Genomic DNA, 19,444 nt, shown 5'->3' on the forward strand with positions numbered 1-19,444 from the left:
AGCGAGATCATGACAACGCCCGCGCATGTCGCGATCATCATGGATGGAAATGGACGCTGGGCCAAGTCGCGCGGCATGCCGAGGCTCGCCGGTCATCGCGCCGGCGTCGAGGCGCTGCGCAAGACGGTGCGCGCGGCACCGGATCTCGGTATCTCCTTCCTGACCGTCTACGCTTTCTCGTCGGAGAACTGGTCGCGGCCGAAGTCCGAAGTCAGCGACCTGATGGGACTGTTGAAGCTGTTCATCCGCCGCGATCTCGCCGAACTCCATCAGAGCGGTGTGCGGGTCAGGATCATCGGCGACAGGGCAGGGCTGCAGGCCGACATCAGAGGGCTGCTCGACGAGGCCGAATCGCTCACCGCCGGCAACGAAGCGCTGACGCTGGTCATCGCCTTCAACTATGGCGGACGCGACGAGATCGTACGCACGGCGCGCAAGCTTGCTTCGGCCGTGGCGCGCGGCGAGATCGACAGCGAAGCGATCACCGCCGAAAGCTTTGCCGGCTGTCTCGACACGCAAGGCATCCCCGATCCGGAACTGGTCATACGCACCAGCGGCGAGCTTCGCCTGTCCAACTTCCTCTTGTGGCAGGCCGCCTATAGCGAGTTGGTGTTCCTGCCTTGTTATTGGCCCGATTTCAGCCGCGAGCACCTCGCCGAGGCCTTGCGCGAATTTGCCGGCCGTGAGCGCCGTTTCGGCGGATTGGGCCCGCAAGACGTCGCGTCGCGACCGGCCGCGGGATGAGCAACCTTCAGCTCCGCGTCATTTCAGCGGTTGTGCTTGCCGTCATCGCCCTTGGCCTGACGTGGCTTGGCGGTCTGCCTTTCCGACTGCTGTGCGCAGCCATGGTGGCGATGATCTTTTACGAGTGGACACGGATGTCGCGGCCTGTCACGCCCCATGGGCTGGGCTTCCTGCCCGAGGCGCTGGCTGTCGTTTTCATCGGCGCCCTGATTGCCGGGCTCCCTGCGTTCTGGCTGCTGCTGCTCGCCGTGATTCTGATTGCCGTGACGGCGATTGCCGCCCTGGTTCGCCAGACCGGGCAGTGGGAGGCAAGCGGTCTTGCCTATGCCAGCGTGTCCGGCCTGTCGCTCGCCCTGCTGCGCGATGGCGACCATGCGGGCCTCGTCGCCATCCTGTTTTTGTTCGCGGTCGTCTGGGCGACCGACATTTTTGCCTATTTCGTCGGGCGCGCCGTTGGCGGTCCCAAACTTGCGCCGGCGATTTCGCCCGGCAAGACGCGCAGCGGCGCGCTTGGCGGTGCTGTCGGTGGTGTCGTTGCCGGGGTTACGCTGGCAGCCGTCGCCGGTGCCGGGAACCTGGCGCTGCTCGGCCTTGTGGCGCTGGTGCTTTCGATTGTAGCCCAAGCCGGTGACCTGTTCGAATCCTGGGTAAAGCGGCGGCACGGCCGCAAGGATTCGGGTGTGCTCATTCCGGGGCATGGCGGCGTGATGGACCGTGTCGACGGGCTTGTCGCGGCGGCTCTCGCCCTGTACGTCATCGGCTGGATTTCGGCGGGCGCCGATCATCCGGCACAGGGGCTGTTTCCGATTTGAATGATGCCGTTCCACGATCTGGTGCGGACGCGCCTTGGATTCGCCTGGATTGATGTCACAGTCACGGCGCAACTGCGGAAGAATTTGAGGACCTGAATTGAACGAGATTCTTCACGCGATTTTCAGCACGGAAGGTTTCTTTCTCGGCACGCTCGTGCCGTTTCTCTTCGTGCTGACCGTGGTGGTGTTCGTCCACGAAATGGGCCACTACCTCGTCGGCCGCTGGTGCGGCATCGGGGTCAAGGCCTTTTCGATCGGCTTCGGTCCCGAACTCATCGGTTTCAACGACAGGCATGGCACGCGCTGGAAGCTTTGCGCCATACCACTTGGCGGCTATGTCAAATTTGTCGGCGACATGAACGCCACCTCCAGCCAGCCCACCTCGGATGAACTCGAGACGCTGACCGACGAGGAGCGCAAGGTCGCCTTTCATACCCAGGCGATCTGGAAGCGCGCGGCGACGGTCGCGGCCGGGCCTCTGTTCAATTTCCTGCTGACGATCGTCGTCTTTGCCGTCCTGTTTGCGGCCTATGGGCGTTATGTCGCGGAGCCCATGGTGGCGGAGGTTACGACGGATAGTCCCGCGGCGAAGGCCGGCATCCTGCCCGGGGACCGATTCGTCAGCGTCGACGGCAGCAAGGTCGAAACCTTCGGCGATGTGCAGCGGCTGGTCTCGGGCCGGGCCGGCGATACCATCACCTTCGTCATGCTGCGCGATGGCAAGGAAGTCACGGTCACCGCGACCCCGCAGTTGATGGAGCAGGAAGACGCGCTCGGCAACAAGGTCAAGGTCGCCGTGATCGGCGTCGTCAACAACAAGGAACTCGGCCAGCCCCGTCTCATCACCTACACGCCGGTCGGTGCCGTGGCGGCGGCCGTTGAGGAAACGGGCCACGTCATCGAGCGCACCGGCCAGTTCCTGCAGCGTTTCGCCGCGGGCCGCGAGGACAAGTGCCAATTGGGTGGTCCGGTCAAGATCGCCGACATGGCGGGCAAGGCTGCGAAACTGGGTTTCGAGTGGCTGGTTCAGCTCGTCGCGCTGCTGTCTGTCGGGATAGGTATTCTCAACCTTTTGCCGATTCCCCCCCTCGACGGCGGCCATCTGTTGTTCTACGGGGTGGAGGCCGTCATTCGCCGACCGGTGTCGGAACGGATGATGGAAATGGCCTATCGGGCCGGTCTGCTCCTTGTCCTGTGCTTCATGGGTTTCGTGTTCTGGAATGATCTCTTTGGATGCTGAAATCATGAAGAAATTCGGCTTCGGCATGGCCAATGTTGAGACGCCGTTTACCATGCACGGGGATATGAGTGACGCGAAAGCCACGCACCAGGGTTAAGTAAATACAAATTAACCAGAAGCCTTGCGTGTAGGGAAAATCCGGTTAATACGGTAGGGGAAATTACCGCACGTCCGGTTTTCTCGCCGTGGGGACTACGAGAAAAGGTTATTAAGCCCGATGAAGGCAGCATCCAAGTTTCTGAACGCCGCGTCAGCGGCGGCACTGTCCGCCGCTCTGGTCGTACCAGGTGCGCTCGCAGTGCAATTCGTTGCCACATCGGCGGCTGAAGCCGCTGTCGTCAGCAGGGTGGAGGTCACCGGCAACCAGCGTGTCGACGCCGAGACCATCCGCAACTACATCACCATCAAGCCGGGCAAGGCCTTCTCCAGTTCCGATATCGACGCGGCCGTCAAGGCGCTGTTCGGCACCGGCCTGTTCTCGGATGTCCAGATCAACCAGGTCGGCTCGACGCTGGTGGTCAAGGTCGCCGAGTACAAGGTCGTCAACCAGGTTCTGTTCCAGGGCAACAAGAAGCTCAAGGACAATGCGCTTCAGGCCGCGGTTCAGCTGAAGCCGCGCGGCACGTTCTCGCAGGCGACGCTCGATTCCGATGTCGAGGCGGTCAAGGCCGCTTACAAGCGCATCGGCCGCGACGATGCCGGCGTGACCGCGCAGATCATGGATCTCGGCGACAACCGCGTGAATGTGGTCTTCCACATCACGGAAGGCGACCGCACGCAGATCGCGGCGATCAACTTCGTCGGCAACAGCGCCTATTCGAGCCGTCGCCTGTCGGACGTGATCAACACCAAGCGCTCCTCCTGGGTTTCGTTCATCCTGCGTGACGACGTCTATGACGAGGACAAGCTGCGCGCCGACCAGGAGCTGCTGCGCCGTTTCTATTACAATCACGGCTATGCCGATTTCCAGGTCGTGTCGGCAGTCGGCGAACTCGACAGCGCCACGAATAAGTACACGGTCACCATCACCGTCCAGGAAGGCGAGCGCTACACCTTCGGTGACATCAGCGTCGAAAGCACGATCCCGGAAGTCGACTCCAAGTCGCTGGAATCAGTAGTCGAGACCAGCAAGGGCGACGTCTACAATGCCAAGAACGTCGAAGACTCCATCATCGCGCTGACCGAGAAGGTGGCCGGCTCCGGCTATGCCTTCGCGCAGGTGACGCCGCGCGGCGACCGCAATTTCGAGAACCATACGATTTCGGTGGTCTATACGGTCGACCAGGGCACCAAAGCCTATATCGAGCGCATCGAAATCCGCGGCAACGATCGCACGCGCGACTATGTCATTCGCCGCGAATTCGACGTCAGCGAAGGCGACGCGTTCAACCAGGTGCTCATCCAGCGCGCGAAGAAGCGCCTGGAAGACCTCAATTATTTTGACAAAGTCGATATCTCGACCGTGCCCGGCTCGCAGCCGGACCAGGTCGTGCTGGTGGTCGATGTAGTCGAGAAGTCGACAGGTGAATTCTCCATTGGCGCCGGCTATTCGACCGGTGGTGACGCGGCGGGTCCGTCCGTCGAAGGATCGATCACCGAGCGCAACTTCCTCGGCCGTGGCCAGTTCATCAAGCTGTCGGCGGGTGGCGGCAAGAATTCGCGCGACTACAGCATTTCGTTCACCGAGCCTTATTTCCTCGGGCGGCGTATCGCTGCCGGCTTCGACATCTACAAGTCGACGAGGCAGTACAACAACAACTACGACAGCGACACCACGGGTGCGACGGTTCGCTTCGGACTCCCGATCACCAACAACATCACGACACAGCTGGCGTACAATATCTCTCAGGAGAAGTATAAGGTCGACGACAGTTGCAATCCCACCGATGCGCTCCCGCAAGGCACCTGCAATATTTCGGCAGCCATCTTGGATGCCATAGAAAACCAAAGTCCGTGGATCAAGTCGTCGGTCAGCTTGGGGCTGGTCTATAACACCATCGATGACATGAAGAACCCGCATGAGGGTATCTACGCGAACACGACGGTGGAAGTTGCCGGTCTAGGTGGTGATGCCAAGTTCGTGAAGGTCACTGGGCGGGGCAGCATCTATCAGACGCTGTCGGAACAGCTTGATCTAGTGGGGTTGATTTCAGGCGGCGCTGGTCACGTCCAAGGTTATGGTAGCGATGGCGACCTGCGCGTATTCGATCATTTCCAGAGCACCGACCGCATGATCCGCGGCTTTGCTTACGGTGGTATCGGTCCGGTCGCTTCAGGTACGAGCGGTGACCATCTGGGTGGTACGACCTATTTCAATGCGTCGGCCGAGGCCCAGTTCCCGCTGCCGGTTATTCCTGAGAGCTTCGGCTTGCGTGGCGCGGTGTTCGCAGATGCGGCGACGCTCTATGGCAGCAAGCTTTCCAGCGGGCTGGTCAATCCGGATTCTACCGGCATGAAATTGCGCGCTTCGGTCGGTCTCGGCCTGATGTGGGCTTCGCCGTTCGGTCCGATCCGTATCGACTATGCGATCCCGGTCAAGAAGGAAGCGAGCGACGACGTGCAGGAATTCAACTTCGGCATATCGACCCGCTTCTGATCGGCGGCCAACGATGCTCCCGGGTTTTTTGGATCCGGGAGAAATGTTCCGACCTAGCTGGATATAGCTTCTGGAATGACCGACCCGGTGTTCTTCGCGCCATCACGCCGGTATACGGCGGCCGAAGTCGCGAATCTGACCGGCTCGGTGCTTGTCGATTCCGGCCAATCCGACGTTTCGATCGAAGCGCTGGCACCAGCCAACGAAGGCGCTGCGAACGCGCTCGTGTTCGTCGACGGCAGACGCAATTCCGCGCTGATGCCGTCGCTGCGGGCGGCTGCGGTCCTGTGCCCGGCGGAATTCGCCAACAAGGCGCCGGCCGGTGTCGCTGTGCTGATACACCCGCGGCCGCAACAGGCATTCGCGCTCGTCGGCCGGCTGTTGTTCCCAACAGCCGCCACGCCGGGGCCAATGACAGGTGAGACCGGTGTTTCGCCGCATGCCCATGTCGATCCGACCGCGCATATCGAAGCCGGCGCTATCATCGAGGCCGGCGTGGTCATCGGGCCAGGCGTCTCGATCGGCAGCGGTACCGTCGTCGCACCCAACGCGGTCATTGGACAGTTCTGCCAGATCGGCCGTGACGGCTATGTCGGCCCGGGAGCCAGCATCCAGTATGCGCTGATCGGCAACCGGGTCATCATCCATGGCGGCGCCAGGATTGGCCAGGACGGCTTCGGCTTTGTCGGCGGCGCCAAGGGGCCGGAGCGGGTTCCCCAGATCGGGCGGGTCGTCATCCAGGACGATGTCGAGATCGGCTCCAATTCGACCGTCGATCGTGGCGCCATGTCCGATACGATCATCGGCCAGGGTACCAAGATCGACAATCTCGTCCAGATCGCCCATAACGTCCGCATCGGTCGCAATTGCATAGTAGCCGGGCTTTCAGGTATTTCCGGTTCCGTGGTCGTGGGTGACAATGTCACGATGGGCGGCGGCGTCGGACTTGCCGATCACCTGACCATCGGCACAGGAGCCAAGCTTGCCGCCAGAAGTGGATTTATGAGCAATGTCCCTGCCGGCGAGATCTGGGGCGGTTATCCGGCACAGCCGATGGCGGAAGCCATGCGGGAGATAGCCATGTTGCGCACGATGGCCAGGGCACGCAAGCAGGGCAAGGACAATGGCTGATATGGTGGCGGCGACGACGCTGGAAGCGGTCGACATATTGGGGCTGATGAAGCTTCTGCCGCACCGCTATCCCTTCCTGATGATCGACCGCATCGTCGACATCGATGGCGATGAATCTGCCATCGGCATCAAGAACGTCACCATCAACGAGCCGCATTTTCAAGGGCATTTCCCGGAGCAGCCTGTGATGCCGGGCGTGCTGATCGTAGAGGCCATGGCACAGACGGCGGGCGCCATCTGCATCCGAAGCCTTGGGGCCTCGAAGCCGTCGCTGGTCTATTTCCTGACCATCGACAACGCCAAATTCCGCAAACCGGTCGTTCCCGGCGACCAGTTGAAGATCCACGTCAAGAAAATCAAGAAGCGCGGCAACCTGCTCAAATTCGCCTGTGAAGCCCTGGTCGATGGCACCAAGGCGGCCGAGGCCGAGATTTCAGCCATGATGGTCACCGGCGACTGACGATCGAGTGCCTATGAAAATCAAGACTTCAATCCATCCTTCTTCCGTCGTGGAAGAGGGCGCTCAAATCGGCCAGGGCGTGCGCATAGGGCCGTTCTGCCATGTCAGCGCCGATGCCGTGATGGGTGAGGGCGTCGAACTGGTCAGCCATGTCTCGGTGATGGGCGCGACCACTATCGGGGCGTCCACCAAGGTCTATCCGATGGCGATATTGGGCGCGCCGCCGCAGAACACCAAGCACAAGGGCGGCCGCACCACGCTGGTCATCGGCGCCAATTGCACCATCCGCGAAGGCGTCACCATGCATGTCGGCACGGATACCAGCCGCGGCGAGACGACGGTCGGCGACAACGGCAATTTCCTTGCCTATGCCCACATCGCCCATGATTGCGTGGTCGGCAAGAACGCCACCTTCGCCAATGGCGCGACGCTGGGCGGACACTGCGAGATTGGCGACAACGTCTATATTGGCGGCCTCAGCGCCGTTCATCAGTTCGTGCGTGTCGGCGATAACGCCTTTCTTGGCGGGTGCTCGGCTTTTGTCGGCGATGTCATTCCCTATGCCATTGCCGTTGGCAACCGCGCCAGCTTGCGCGGCTTGAACATCATCGGCCTCAAGCGTGCCGGTCTGCCGCGTTCCGAAATCTATCTGTTGCGCAAGGCTTACAGGACGATCTTCGACCGCTCCCGCACTGTCGGCGAAAACATCGAATTCGCCAAGGCCGAGTTCGCCTCTTCGCCGACCGCCATGAAGATCATCGATTTCATCACCAGTCGCGGCAAGCGGCACTATGCGGTGCCATCGCTCAAGGGCAGCGACGGCGACGATGCCGATGATGAAGACTGAGACGGCTTCTGCTGATCTTGATCTCCCGCCTGATGCCAGGGTCGGCATCATCGCCGGCGGCGGCAGTCTTCCCGTTGAAGTCGCGGCCGGCTCGGCCGAGCAGGGGTATCCGCCCTTCGTCGTCCTCATGGACGGCGAGGCCGACCGATTGGTGGAATTGCGCCAGTATGACCATGAGACCCTGGCCCTGGAGGCGATCGGCTCGCTTGTTCCATTGCTCAAGCGCCACCGGATTACCCATCTTGTGCTTGCCGGCGAGATCAAGCGCCGGCCAAGACTGACGCATCTGCGCCCAAGCCTCAGCCTGCTCGCCGTGATACCCCTTGTCGTGATGGCACTGGCGCGCGGCGATGATGGCCTATTGAAAGTGGTGGCGCGGGGCCTTGAGGCACGAGGAATAAAGGTCGTGGGTGCCCATGAAATCGTGCCGAACCTTGTGGCAGCCGAAGGGACCTTGACCAAGGTGGAGCCGCAGAAGCCCGACTGGCGCGACATCAAGGCGGGCTTTGCGGCGGCAAAGGCCATCGGAGCGCTGGATATCGGCCAGGCGGCGATCGCGGTCGGCGGCCGGACCATCGCGCTCGAGGGCATCGAAGGCACGGCCGGATTGCTCGACCGCGCCAGGCTGCTGCGTGGCCACGGCCGCATCGCCGGCAAGACACGCGGCGTCCTGGTCAAATGCGCCAAGCCCGGCCAGGAGCTGCGCGCTGATCTTCCGTCCATAGGACCGCAGACGATCGAAGCAGCCCACGCGGCCGGGCTTGCCGGCATTGCCGTCGAGGCGGGACGCTCGCTGATCCTCGAGGGTCCCGCAACCCTGTCGCGCGCCAACGAACTCGGTCTGTTCATCGTCGCCCTGGCCGCCGCGGAGCCGGCGCATGGCTGACAGGGTACTCAAGATCGCGATCGTCGCGGGTGAGGAATCAGGCGATCTGCTTGGAGCCGACATCGTGCGTTCTCTCCGCCAGATGACGGGCCGCGAGGTGCAACTCGTCGGCCTCGGCGGCCGGCATCTCGGCGAATTGGGCCTGGTGTCGCCTTTCGATGCCGGCGAGATCGCTCTGATGGGGTTCAGTGCCGTCCTGCGCGATCTGCCGCGCCTCATCAGGCGGATCGGCCAACTGGCCAAAACCATCGCGGACGAGAAGCCGGACTGTCTGGTCACCATCGACAGCCCCGACTTTTCCTTGCGTGTCGCCAGGAGGGTGCGTGCGGCCAAGCCGTCGATTCCCATCATCCACTATGTCTGTCCAAGCGTCTGGGCGTGGCGGCCGGGCAGGGCGGTGGCAATGAGGCCTTACGTCGACCATATCCTGTGCATCCTGCCGTTCGAGGTGAAGGAGCTCGAGCGGCTGGGTGGCCCGCCAGGCACCTATGTCGGGCATCGCCTCACGCATGAGGCGGGCGTGCTTGCTGCCGCGAAGGCGCAGGAATTGCCGCGCGATCTTGCCCAGGACCGCATCAAGACATTGCTCGTGCTGCCCGGCTCGCGGCGCGGCGAGGTGCGCCGGCTGATCGAACCATTCGGCGAGACGGTGTCGATGCTGCGCGCGCGCGGACATAGGCTGCGGCTGTTGCTGCCGACGGTTCCCCACGTCGTCGACCTCGTAAAATCCTCGGTCAACCGCTGGGATGAAAAGCCCGAGATCATCGTTGATCCCCAACGCAAATGGCAGGCTTTCGGCAAGGCCGATGCCGCGCTGATCGCATCGGGAACCGTATCGCTGGAGCTGGCGCTGTCGGGTGTGCCGATGGTCTCGTGCTACAGGCTCGATCCCATAGCACGCGCCGTTGCGCCCTATTTCGTTTCCGTCTGGTCGGCGCTGCTGCCCAACCTGATTGCGGATCGTGCGCTTATTCCGGAGTTCTACAACGAGTACGTCAAGCCGAACAATCTGGCCCGGCAGATGGAGGCGCTGTTCGCCGACAGCGGCATGCGCGCCTGGCAGAAAGACGGCTTTGCCGAGATCGCGCGTCGCATGGCGACGGACAGGCCGTCGGGCGAGATCGCGGCGCAGGTGGTGATGGGGTACGTTAAGAGAGCGAGGTAGTGAGTAGTGAGTAGTGAGTAGTTAAGTGGACTATCACTATTCACTACTGACTACTCACTTCTTCCGATCACCGCTTGGCGATCGGCACGTAGTCACGCTCCGGCGCGCCGGTGTAGAGCTGACGCGGACGGCCGATCTTCTGGCGCGGATCCTCGATCATCTCCTTCCACTGCGCGATCCAGCCCACGGTGCGGGCGACCGCGAACAGCACGGTGAACATGGTGGTGGGGAAGCCCAGCGCCTTCAGCGTGATGCCGGAATAGAAGTCGACATTCGGATAGAGCTTCTTCTCGATGAAATAGGGATCGGTCAGCGCGATCTTCTCCAGCTCCATCGCGATGTCGAGCAGCGGATCGTCCTTGATGCCGAGTTCGCCCAGGACTTCGTGCGCCGTCTTCTGCATGATTTTCGCACGAGGATCGTAGTTCTTGTAGACGCGGTGGCCAAAGCCCATCAGCCGGAACGGATCGTTTTTGTCCTTGGCGCGGGCGATGAACTCCGGGATGTGATCGACATGGCCGATCTCGCCCAACATGTTGAGCGCCGCTTCATTGGCGCCGCCATGGGCCGGGCCCCACAGGCAAGCGATGCCGGCGGCGATGCAGGCGAACGGGTTGGCGCCAGAAGAGCCGGCGAGGCGAACCGTCGAGGTCGAGGCATTCTGCTCGTGATCGGCGTGCAGGATGAAGATGCGCTCCATGGCGCGCGCCAGCACCGGGTTGATCTTGTACTCCTCGCACGGCACGGCAAAGCACATATGCAGGAAGTTTGCCGCGAAACCGAGATCGTTCTTTGGATAGATGAAGGGCTGGCCGATGTGGTATTTGTAGGCCATGGCCGCGATCGTCGGCATCTTGGCGATCAGCCGCATGGAAGCGACCATGCGCTGGTACGGGTCGGAGATGTCGGTGGAGTCGTGATAGAAGGCCGACAGCGCGCCGACCACGCCGCACATGACCGCCATCGGGTGCGCATCGCGGCGGAAGCCGGTGAAGAAGCGCGACATCTGCTCATGCACCATGGTGTGGCGCGTTACGCGGTAATCGAAATCGTCCTTCTGCGCCTTGGTCGGCAGTTCGCCGTAGAGCAGGAGATAGCAGACTTCGAGGAAGTCGCCGTGTTCAGCCAACTGGTCGATCGGATAGCCGCGATGCAAGAGGATGCCGGCATCGCCGTCGATGAAGGTTATCTCGGACTCGCAGCTTGCGGTCGAGGTGAAACCGGGGTCGTATGTGAAGGCGCCGGTGGTGCTGTAGAGCGAGGCGATGTCGATGACGTCAGGTCCGACGGAGCCGCTTCGCACCTTGAATTCATGGGTCTTGCCGGCGAATTCAAGCGTTGCCGTAGCTTCTTGGTTCTTGCCGCCCACATCCAGTTTCTTCGCAGCTTCGGTCATTGCAAACTCCTTCTTGTTTCCTCATGCCGGCAAAGGCAAATTTCTGCAGAGCGACACGTCGAAATCACCGCAATGCGCGTATTCGCCACCGCATTTTAGGAGGTGCGTGCCAGATTGGGCCAAGGCCTAATGTTGCACTGCGAAACGCGCCTTTCAATGCCAATCTTCTTGGGCCAGTTTGCTCCTAATCGATTTGATCCGCTATGCGCGCCAGGCTCTCCTCGCGTCCAAGCACGGCAAGCACGTCGAACACACCCGGTGAGGTGCTTTTGCCAGTCAGCGCGGCCCGCAGGGGCTGGGCCACGGCGCCAAGCTTATGGCCACCGGCCAGCGCATAATCGCGGATCGCGGCCTCCGCCGCGGCAGCCGTCCAGTCGCCAGAAACCGCGTTCAAAGCTTCGTGAGCGCCACGCAGGATCTTGCGCGCATCGTCATTGAGCAAGAGCGCCGCCTTGTCGTCGATCGGCAGCGGGCGCGTGGCGAACAGGAAGGCCGCGCCATCGACAAGCTCGACCAGCGTCTTGGCGCGCTCCTTCAGCCCCGGAAGGGCTGCCAGCAGCTGCGCCTTGTTCGCGTCGTCAAGGCGTGCGGCCATCGCCGGGCCACCCTCGAGATAGGGCAGCGTGGCGATGAAGATGTCGAACAGTTCGGCATCGGCCATGCGGCGCATATGCGCGCCATTGATCGCTTCCAGCTTGGCGAAATCGAAGCGGGCCGCGCCCTTGTTGACGTCGCCGATATCGAACCAGGAGATCATGTCCTTGATCGACATGATCTCGTCGTCGCCGTGGCTCCAGCCCAGGCGCGCCAGGTAGTTGAGCAGCGCCTCCGGCAGGTAGCCCATGGCGCGATAAGCCTCAACGCCGAGCGCGCCGTGACGCTTCGAGAGCTTGGCGCCGTCGGCGCCATGGATCAGCGGTATATGCGACATCGATGGCACGTCCCAACCCATGGCATTGTAGATCACAGTCTGGCGGGCGGCATTGGTCAGGTGGTCGTCGCCACGGATGATGTGGGTGACGCCCATGTCGTGGTCGTCGACGACGACGGCATGCATGTAGGTCGGGTTGCCGTCCGAACGCAGGATGATGAAGTCGTCGAGATCCTTGTTGGGGAAGCGCACCTCGCCCTGGACGCGGTCGTGGACGACCGTCTCGCCCTCGGTCGGCGCCTTGATGCGGATGGCGCCCTTGACGCCGGCTGGCGCCTCGGACGGATCGCGATCGCGCCACTGGCCATTGTAGCGTGGCGGCAGACCCTTGGCGCGAGCCGCTTCGCGCATTGCCTCCAGTTCGGCAGGCGTCTCGTAGCTGTAATAAGCCTTGCCCAGGCGCACGAGCTCCTCCGCGACTTCGCGGTGGCGCGGGGCGCGATCGAATTGCGAAACCGCATCGCCGTCCCAGCCAAGACCGAGCCAGGTGAGTCCGTCCAGGATGGCGGCCGTTGCCGCATCGGTGGAACGCTCGCGATCGGTGTCCTCGATGCGCAGCAGCATCGTGCCGGCGGTATGTTTGGCATAGAGCCAGTTGAACAGCGCCGTGCGCGCGCCTCCGATATGCAGGTAACCGGTGGGCGAGGGGGCAAAACGGGTGACGACCTTGTCGGACATGAAACTCTCGGAAACCATCTGAAGCGGGGCGCGGCGGCGCGGACTTTCGCGCGTTGCGCGTTCATGTAGCATAGGGCGTCAGGGGTGCAAGGGGCAGACCCGATGGCTGGACGTGGCCGGGGCTCGGATCAGGGCGAGGACGCTGTTGTTGGCGTCAGCGAGCGGTCCCTGTTTGCGATCCCGCCGCCGGCCTCGCTGCCGCCATCACCTCTCGTTCCCGGCTCCGGCAGCCAACCTTTGCCAGCGGGTGCCCCAGCACCAATTCCGCCCGCCACTGGCAGGATTGCGCGTATCGGGCGGCAAATCGGCCAGGCTTCCTTGCCTCGCCTGCGCCACGGTGTGACGACAGCAGCGGAACTGGAACTCGACCGAGGCGTCGCCTTCCTGCTGGTGCCGGTCTGCCTGGCCGCTGGTGCGATCGGCTATTATTCGCTGGCGGCGGAGCCTGACTTTGCAAAGCCTGTCGCGATCGTCGCGCTGATGGCGATCTGTGCGCTTGTCTCGCGCTCATGGCCGAAAACCCATCTGGCCTTCATGGCGGCATTGTTATGCGCGCTGGGCCTGCTTGCCGCCAAGGTCGAGACCTGGCGGGCGGACACCCGGATGCTGGGCTCGGAAATCTCGACGCAAGTGACCGGCCGCGTCGTCTCGCTCGACCGCATGGAGACCGGCCGCATCCGATTGACCATAGACGTGACGTCGACGGCGCGGCCAAAACTGCGTTACGCGCCGGAAAGGGTCCGGCTCTCGGCGCGCAAGATACCTGACGACATGACCGCCGGCTCGCTGATATCGGGCTATGCCAAACTGCTGCCGCCGACCGGTCCGGTGCGACCGGACAGCTACGATTTCTCCTTCGACAGCTACTTTGCCGGCATCGGTGGCAGCGGCTTCTTTCTCGGCAATCCAAGAATCGTCTCCGCTGACGACGATGAGATGCCGCTGTCTGCCCGCCTGTTTTCAGGGATAGAAAATGCCCGCGAGGCCATCGCCGACCACATCAGGGGCGCTGTTGGTGGCGCCGAAGGCGAGATCGCGGCAGCGCTGATCGTTGGCGTGCGCGCCGGCATTCCCGATGAAATCAACGAAGCGATGCGGCGCACCGGCATCTATCATATCATCTCCATTTCGGGACTGCATATGGCGCTGGTCGCCGGCACCATCATGGGCCTGCTGCGCGGTGCCTTCGCGCTGTTCCCGGATTTCTCCGCGCGCCGGCCGGTGAAGAAATATGCGGCCGCCGCGGCACTGTTCTCGATCGCCGCCTACCTCATCATCTCAGGCGTCGTCGTTGCAGCCGAGCGCAGTTTCATCATGCTGGCGGTGATGCTGATTGCCGTATTGTTCGATCGCGCGGCGCTGACCATGCGCAATCTGGCGATCTCGGCGATCGCCGTCATCGTGGTGTCGCCGCACGAAGTTGTCGGCCCGAGCTTCCAGATGTCGTTCGCCGCAACGGCCGCGCTGGTCGGCGCCTATGCCGGCTGGGCGGATCACCGTGCGGGAAAGGCAAGACCGCCACCGCCAAAGCGGTCCCTGCCGGGGTTCCTGATGCGAAAATTCCTTGCGCTTACGGGAGGGGTGGCGATGACGTCCATCATTGCCGGCAGCGCCACGGCGCTGTTTGCCATATGGCACTTCCAGCGCGTTTCGCCGCTCAGCCTGTTCGCCAATCTGGCTATCATGCCAATTGTCTCGGTCGTCATGTTTCTGGCGGTTGTCAGCGCCTTGACAATGCCCTTCGGTCTGGACGGGCCTTTTCTCTACCTCATGGGCAAGGGCCTGACAGCGATGATCGCCATATCGGCGTGGATATCGGAACGCTCCCCCGTCGATGCGATCGGGATGATTTCACAACACTCCGTACTGCTGGTGACGATTGCCCTGGTCATCGCGACGATGGCGACGACATGGCTACGGCTGGCGGCAGTGCCATTCGCACTCGCCGGCCTGTTGACCGTGTCTGATACGCGCGTGCCGGATGTGCTGATCTCCGAAGACGCGCGGCTGGTCGCGGTGCCGATCGGCGGTGGCGAACTCGCGGTCAGCCGGGCTCGTCCGAACGAATTCACCGTCGACAATTGGAAACGCGCGCTGGTGTCCGAAACCATTGTCACACCAGAGATGTTCAACAAGGCGGACGGGCAATTCGACATTGCAGATGCCGTCAATCTGCCGCCAGGGGCGCCGTTCTACTGCACGGAGGGCATCTGTCTCGCCCGGCATCCGTCTGGCGCGATCATCGCGCATGTCGAAGACCGCAAGGCTACCTGGAAGGCCTGCGGTTTCGCCGATCTGATCGTTGTCAATGACGCGACAGGCTACGATGCCTGCCACAACCCGCTGGTTCTCGTCATCACCAAACGGCAACTTGCACGCAAGGGCAGTGCCGCCGTGTTCTTCGATCGTCAATCGGCGACCGGCCCGCCGACCGTCAGCTTCGCCGTGGACGGGCCGTATCGGCCCTGGCACGAGCAACGAAAGTTTTCGCGTGAGGCGAGGGGGCTGCCACCCTATCAAAAAGCCGAAACGCCGGCTGCTCCTGCTCAGTAGCGCCTGATCAGCCCGACCAGCTTGCCTTGCACCTTGACCCTATCCGGCCCGAAAATGCGTGTCTCGTAGGCCGGGTTGGCGGCCTCAAGGGCAATCGAGGCGCCCTTGCGGCGGAACCGTTTCAAGGTCGCTTCCTCCTCGTCGACCAGCGCCACGACGATCTCGCCCGGGCTCGCCGTATCGGCGTTGCGGATAATGACCGTGTCGCCATCGAAGATGCCGGCCTCGATCATCGAGTCGCCCTTGACCTCCAGCGCATAGTGCTCGCCACCCATGATCATGTCCGGCGGCACCGAGATCGAATGCGTCTGATGCTGGATCGCATCGATCGGCACGCCGGCGGCGATACGGCCCATCACCGGGATCGACACGGCGGAGACCGCGTCGTCGTCATTGCCGGCAGAAGGCAAGCGCGACGGCGCCGGCTTGATCTGGCGGCCGAGGCCACCCTGACCGAGACTGCCCTGAATGACACTCGGCGAGAATTTCTTTGCGGCGTTGAGGCCGGGCGCGATCGAATCCGGTAGCCGCAGCACTTCCAATGCCCGCGCCCGGTTGGGCAGCCGCCTGATAAAGCCGCGTTCCTCCAGTGCCGTGATCAGGCGATGGATCCCTGACTTGGAGGCGAGATCGAGCGCTTCCTTCATCTCGTCAAAGGAGGGCGGGATACCGCTTTCCTTCAGCCGTTCATGGATGAACATCAGAAGTTCATGTTGCTTGCGCGTCAGCATGGCGCCCCCCAGGCATTGAACGAAGGGTGTGAATCGGAATCGAAAAACAAACCCAGAACAAACACTATCTGTTCCAGTTGTGTTCCGCAACTGTTTAAAGTTTAGTGAATTTGTTAAGGCATCTGAAATTATCTGCCGCCGGCAGCGGGCAGCAATCGACCACCTCCGCGCCAAGGCGAGCATTGAAATCATTTTGGTTAATGGCCTGTGGCCCACCCTCTTGTCCCGCTTGGCATCAGCGTTTGAAGGGCATTCACAGGGCGGATTGCATGGGCCAATCGATCCATTTCGAGCGGAACGAAACGAAATCAAAACGCCAACAATCGCTGGCTATCCGGGGATAGAACGCGTTCAGGCTTCCGGCATCGCTCCGCCCAGAATCTGCGCATAGGCGCCGGCATCGATATTGCCGCCGGAGATAACGCAGACGACGTTGCCGGTTGCCCGCTCGCTGCGGAGAGCGGCGGCGAGCGAGGCGGCTCCCGCGCCTTCGGCCACGATCTTTGCCTTCGAGAACAAAAGGCGCATCGCTTCCGTGACCTGATCGAGGCTGACGGCAATGGCGCCGTCGATAGACTGGCTTGCCAAGGGCCATAGGCCAGGCACCAGCGATGGGCCGCCTATGCTCTTGATGAAGGAGGGGCGCGTCTCGATCTCGACAATGCGTCCGGCCGCCAACGCCGCCGTGACCGGAGCCGCATTCTCATCCTCGACGGCGAAGACCTTGGCCTGGCTCCGCATCGCCTTGACCGCACTGGCGACACCGGTTGTCATGCTCCCTCCGCCATAAGGTGTCAGGACGCAATCGACCTCGGGCAGATCTTCGGCAATCTCGAGGCCAATGGTCGCGTTGCCGGCAAGCACCGCCTGGTCGGTGACCGGGTTCACCAGGAGTTCCGCGCCCTCCGGCCGCTCCGTTCCGATGATGTAGCGCCACCATGTCTCGTGCGAGACGAAGCGCACGTCGCCACCAAGGCCGCGGACCCCGTCGATCTTGGTCTGGGGTGCATCGGCATACATGTAGGCGGCCACCGGAACGCCAAGCGCCCGTGCCGCCCAGGCCATTCCGTAGGCCATGTTGCCGGAACTGATAGTCGCAACGCCATGCCTGAGTTCATCGGCATCGCGGCAGAGCAAGGCATTGAGCGCCGGCCTGATCTTGAAGGCGCCAATGGGCGACAATGTCTCGAGCTTGAGGAATATCCGCTGATCGGCGCGACCGAGATCGAGGCGCAGCAGCGGCGTGCGCGGCAACCAGGCAGCCAGCCTGTCGCGGGCCGCGACCATCTCATCGAGAGTCGGACGTCGCGGAAGCGCTGAAGTCATCCCGAAATTGCCTTCAGGCTGCCGGCGCGTGCGGTGTAGGTGTTAGCGCCGCCGTCCTCGCTGTGAACGTAGACATGCAGCGTGTAGCCGATATGCGCCGTCATCAGCGCCTTTGCCCGCTCGACATCGCGATCGAGGGCCGCTTCCATGATCGCGGTGTGATGCTCGATCGCGATCGCCTCGCGCAGGGCGTCCATTGCCTCGCCATAGCCATCCTTGAGGCCGGCGGCCGCCCGCAATGTCGGCGCCAGGCCGAGAAAACGATGATGCCGCCGCAACTGATCGGCGATTGTCGAACGGAAGCGCAACAGCCAGTTGGACGTCGCAGCACTCAGCAGTGCCGCGTGAAAGGCCTCGTGGCTCTCGTCCCATTGGTCGACGGCCGCATCCGAGGGGTCGTCGACCGCGGTCTTGCAGCGGGAGAGCCGGTAGTGGGCGGTGACAACCGCGTCCTCCCATTCCCTGCCGCCTTTCTCGATCGATTCCAGGAACAGCGGCATCTCCACAACCATCCTTGCGCGAGCCAGGTCCTCGAGCTCGGCCCGCGACACCGGAGCCACGGCAAAGCCGCGATTGCTGATGGCGGTAACCAGGCGCTCGGCCTCAAGTCGAGACAAGGCTTCACGCAGCGGTGTCCAGCCGACACCGTATAGACCGCGCAGCGCGCTCAGTTTGAGCGGTGCGCCCGGCATGAGGCGTGTGGTCAGGATATCGCGCCGCAGCAGCTGATAGGCCGCCTCGGTTTTCGTGGAGTTGTTCTGATCCTGCATCGCGATCCGTCCATCGTCGGGCATGTGAAAATTATATATGATGGCGGCCCATGGCAAGAATTATATATAATGTTTGACAGGTGGCGACGGACTGACCATGATCGCCACAGTTGCCGTCCCGATGAGCGGCGCTGATCAAATCTGGGAGGAAATGATGTTGAAGTCGAAATCCGCTTGGCTGTCGGGATTGGCCCTGGCAGGCGCATTGATGGTCAGCGCGGGGAGTGCCGCCGCCGACCAGATTCGCATCGGCATCGCCAATTTCGGCGAGCATCCGCAGCTCAACGCCGCCATAGCCGGCTTCAAGAAGGCGCTGACGGACAATGGCTTTGTCGAGGGCAAGGATGTCGTCTACACGGAGAGCCATACCAATTTCGATGCGTCGCTGGTGCCGCAGATGATCGCCAAGCTGCAGGCGGAGCAGCCCAAGCTGATCTACACCATCACCACGCCGGTCTCGCAGATCGCCAAGAAGGCGCTTGCCGGTTCCGGCATTCCGATCGTCTTTGCCGCCGTCACCGATCCGGTCGCGGCCAAGCTGGTGCCATCGTGGGACGCCGGAGACGAAGGCATGACCGGCGCCAGCGATCTGCAGGACGTCGCCGCTGTCATGGCCTTCACCAAAAAGCTGCTGCCGAACGCCAAGCGCTTCGGCGTGCCTTACAATCCAGGCGAGGCCAATGACGTTGCCTTGGTCGAGAAGATCAAGGCGGCCGCACCGGCGGCCGGTTTCGAAGTCGTCGAAGTCGGCGTCGACAACGTCAATGACATCCAGCAGCGCATCGCCGCGCTCGCCGGCAAGGCAGACGTGATCTACGGCCCGGCTTCGAACCTGATCCAGCCGGCGATCGCCGCTGTCTCCGCGGCGGCTCGCCAGGCCGGAATCCCGATCGTCAACTCCGATGACAGCGCGGTCCGCAATGGCACGGTGCCGGCAAGCTTCGCGGTCAATTACACGCAGGTCGGCGTCAACGCCGGCAACATCGCCGCCGAAATCCTCAAGGGCAAGGATCCCAAGACGATCGCGCCGTCGCGCCCGGCCTACAAGGGTCACATGGCAACGATTTCCCGCAAGGCGATGGCCGCGTTCGGCATCGAGATACCGGCGTCGATGGCTGATTGCGGCTGCATCGTCGACTGACATCGGCACTGAAGGATGACGGCGTCGGCGCCGTCAT

16 protein-coding genes are annotated in these 19,444 nt (G+C 62.6%); 11 read left to right on the top strand and 5 right to left on the bottom strand.

Going from position 1 to position 19,444, the window contains the following annotated elements:
* Positions 1-9: 9 nt before the first annotated feature.
* The 9 genes from MesoLj_RS21625 (at position 10) to lpxB (ending at position 9,881) form a co-directional block, all read left to right on the top strand.
* On the top strand, positions 10-744 hold the full coding sequence (locus MesoLj_RS21625) for an isoprenyl transferase (protein ID WP_140773545.1): 735 nt from the start codon (positions 10-12) through the stop codon (positions 742-744).
* Positions 741-1,556 (top strand): phosphatidate cytidylyltransferase, encoded by an 816-nt coding sequence (locus MesoLj_RS21630; protein WP_202322328.1) that lies wholly within the window; start codon positions 741-743, stop codon positions 1,554-1,556. Before MesoLj_RS21625 ends, MesoLj_RS21630 begins: the two co-directional genes overlap by 4 nt.
* Positions 1,557-1,653: 97 nt before the next feature.
* Positions 1,654-2,796 (top strand): RIP metalloprotease RseP, encoded by a 1,143-nt coding sequence (rseP, locus tag MesoLj_RS21635; RefSeq protein WP_140773548.1) that lies wholly within the window; start codon positions 1,654-1,656, stop codon positions 2,794-2,796.
* Between the two features lie 217 nt (positions 2,797-3,013).
* Positions 3,014-5,392: an outer membrane protein assembly factor BamA gene (gene bamA, locus MesoLj_RS21640; protein WP_202322329.1), complete on the top strand. Its 2,379-nt coding sequence runs from the start codon at positions 3,014-3,016 to the stop codon at positions 5,390-5,392.
* A gap of 75 nt (positions 5,393-5,467) precedes the next feature.
* Positions 5,468-6,523, top strand: coding sequence for a UDP-3-O-(3-hydroxymyristoyl)glucosamine N-acyltransferase (gene lpxD, locus MesoLj_RS21645; RefSeq protein WP_202322330.1), 1,056 nt, complete (start codon positions 5,468-5,470; stop codon positions 6,521-6,523).
* On the top strand, positions 6,516-6,983 hold the full coding sequence (gene fabZ / locus MesoLj_RS21650) for a 3-hydroxyacyl-ACP dehydratase FabZ (protein ID WP_140773554.1): 468 nt from the start codon (positions 6,516-6,518) through the stop codon (positions 6,981-6,983). Before lpxD ends, fabZ begins: the two co-directional genes overlap by 8 nt.
* 13 nt (positions 6,984-6,996) lie before the next feature.
* Positions 6,997-7,830, top strand: coding sequence for an acyl-ACP--UDP-N-acetylglucosamine O-acyltransferase (gene lpxA / locus MesoLj_RS21655; protein ID WP_202322331.1), 834 nt, complete (start codon positions 6,997-6,999; stop codon positions 7,828-7,830).
* On the top strand, positions 7,817-8,716 hold the full coding sequence (locus MesoLj_RS21660) for an LpxI family protein (protein WP_202322332.1): 900 nt from the start codon (positions 7,817-7,819) through the stop codon (positions 8,714-8,716). The genes lpxA and MesoLj_RS21660 overlap by 14 nt, the downstream gene beginning before the upstream one ends.
* On the top strand, positions 8,709-9,881 hold the full coding sequence (gene lpxB, locus MesoLj_RS21665; RefSeq protein ID WP_202322334.1) for a lipid-A-disaccharide synthase: 1,173 nt from the start codon (positions 8,709-8,711) through the stop codon (positions 9,879-9,881). Before MesoLj_RS21660 ends, lpxB begins: the two co-directional genes overlap by 8 nt.
* A 67-nt stretch (positions 9,882-9,948) precedes the next feature.
* Here the strand turns inward: lpxB and gltA are convergent, their stop codons facing one another.
* Positions 9,949-11,277, bottom strand: coding sequence for a citrate synthase (gene gltA / locus MesoLj_RS21670; protein ID WP_056577025.1), 1,329 nt, complete (start codon positions 11,275-11,277; stop codon positions 9,949-9,951).
* A 184-nt stretch (positions 11,278-11,461) separates the two neighbouring features.
* The gene (gene gltX / locus MesoLj_RS21675) at positions 11,462-12,886 is read right to left on the bottom strand and encodes a glutamate--tRNA ligase (RefSeq protein WP_202322336.1); all 1,425 of its coding nucleotides are present in this window, start codon (positions 12,884-12,886) and stop codon (positions 11,462-11,464) included.
* A gap of 102 nt (positions 12,887-12,988) precedes the next feature.
* On the opposite strand from gltX, the gene MesoLj_RS21680 reads away from it, so the two are divergent.
* Entirely contained in the window at positions 12,989-15,439 is a 2,451-nt protein-coding gene (locus tag MesoLj_RS21680) for a ComEC/Rec2 family competence protein (protein ID WP_202322337.1), read from the top strand.
* On the opposite strand, the gene lexA is transcribed toward MesoLj_RS21680, so the two are convergent.
* The 3 genes from lexA to MesoLj_RS21695 all read right to left on the bottom strand — a co-directional run bounded on the left by lexA (position 15,433) and on the right by MesoLj_RS21695 (position 18,266).
* Positions 15,433-16,170 (bottom strand): transcriptional repressor LexA, encoded by a 738-nt coding sequence (lexA, locus tag MesoLj_RS21685; RefSeq protein WP_096446241.1) that lies wholly within the window; start codon positions 16,168-16,170, stop codon positions 15,433-15,435. The genes MesoLj_RS21680 and lexA overlap by 7 nt on opposite strands.
* Positions 16,171-16,521: 351 nt before the next feature.
* On the bottom strand, positions 16,522-17,496 hold the full coding sequence (locus tag MesoLj_RS21690; RefSeq protein ID WP_202322338.1) for a threonine ammonia-lyase: 975 nt from the start codon (positions 17,494-17,496) through the stop codon (positions 16,522-16,524).
* Positions 17,493-18,266, bottom strand: a complete 774-nt coding sequence (locus MesoLj_RS21695; protein WP_202322339.1) for a GntR family transcriptional regulator — start codon at positions 18,264-18,266, stop codon at positions 17,493-17,495. The genes MesoLj_RS21690 and MesoLj_RS21695 overlap by 4 nt, the downstream gene beginning before the upstream one ends.
* Before the next feature lie 154 nt (positions 18,267-18,420).
* On the opposite strand from MesoLj_RS21695, the gene MesoLj_RS21700 reads away from it, so the two are divergent.
* The gene (locus tag MesoLj_RS21700; RefSeq protein WP_202322340.1) at positions 18,421-19,407 is read left to right on the top strand and encodes an ABC transporter substrate-binding protein; all 987 of its coding nucleotides are present in this window, start codon (positions 18,421-18,423) and stop codon (positions 19,405-19,407) included.
* Positions 19,408-19,444: the final 37 nt, after the last annotated feature.

This window comes from Mesorhizobium sp. 113-3-9 (assembly GCF_016756515.1).
Taxonomy (GTDB): Bacteria; Pseudomonadota; Alphaproteobacteria; order Rhizobiales; family Rhizobiaceae; genus Mesorhizobium.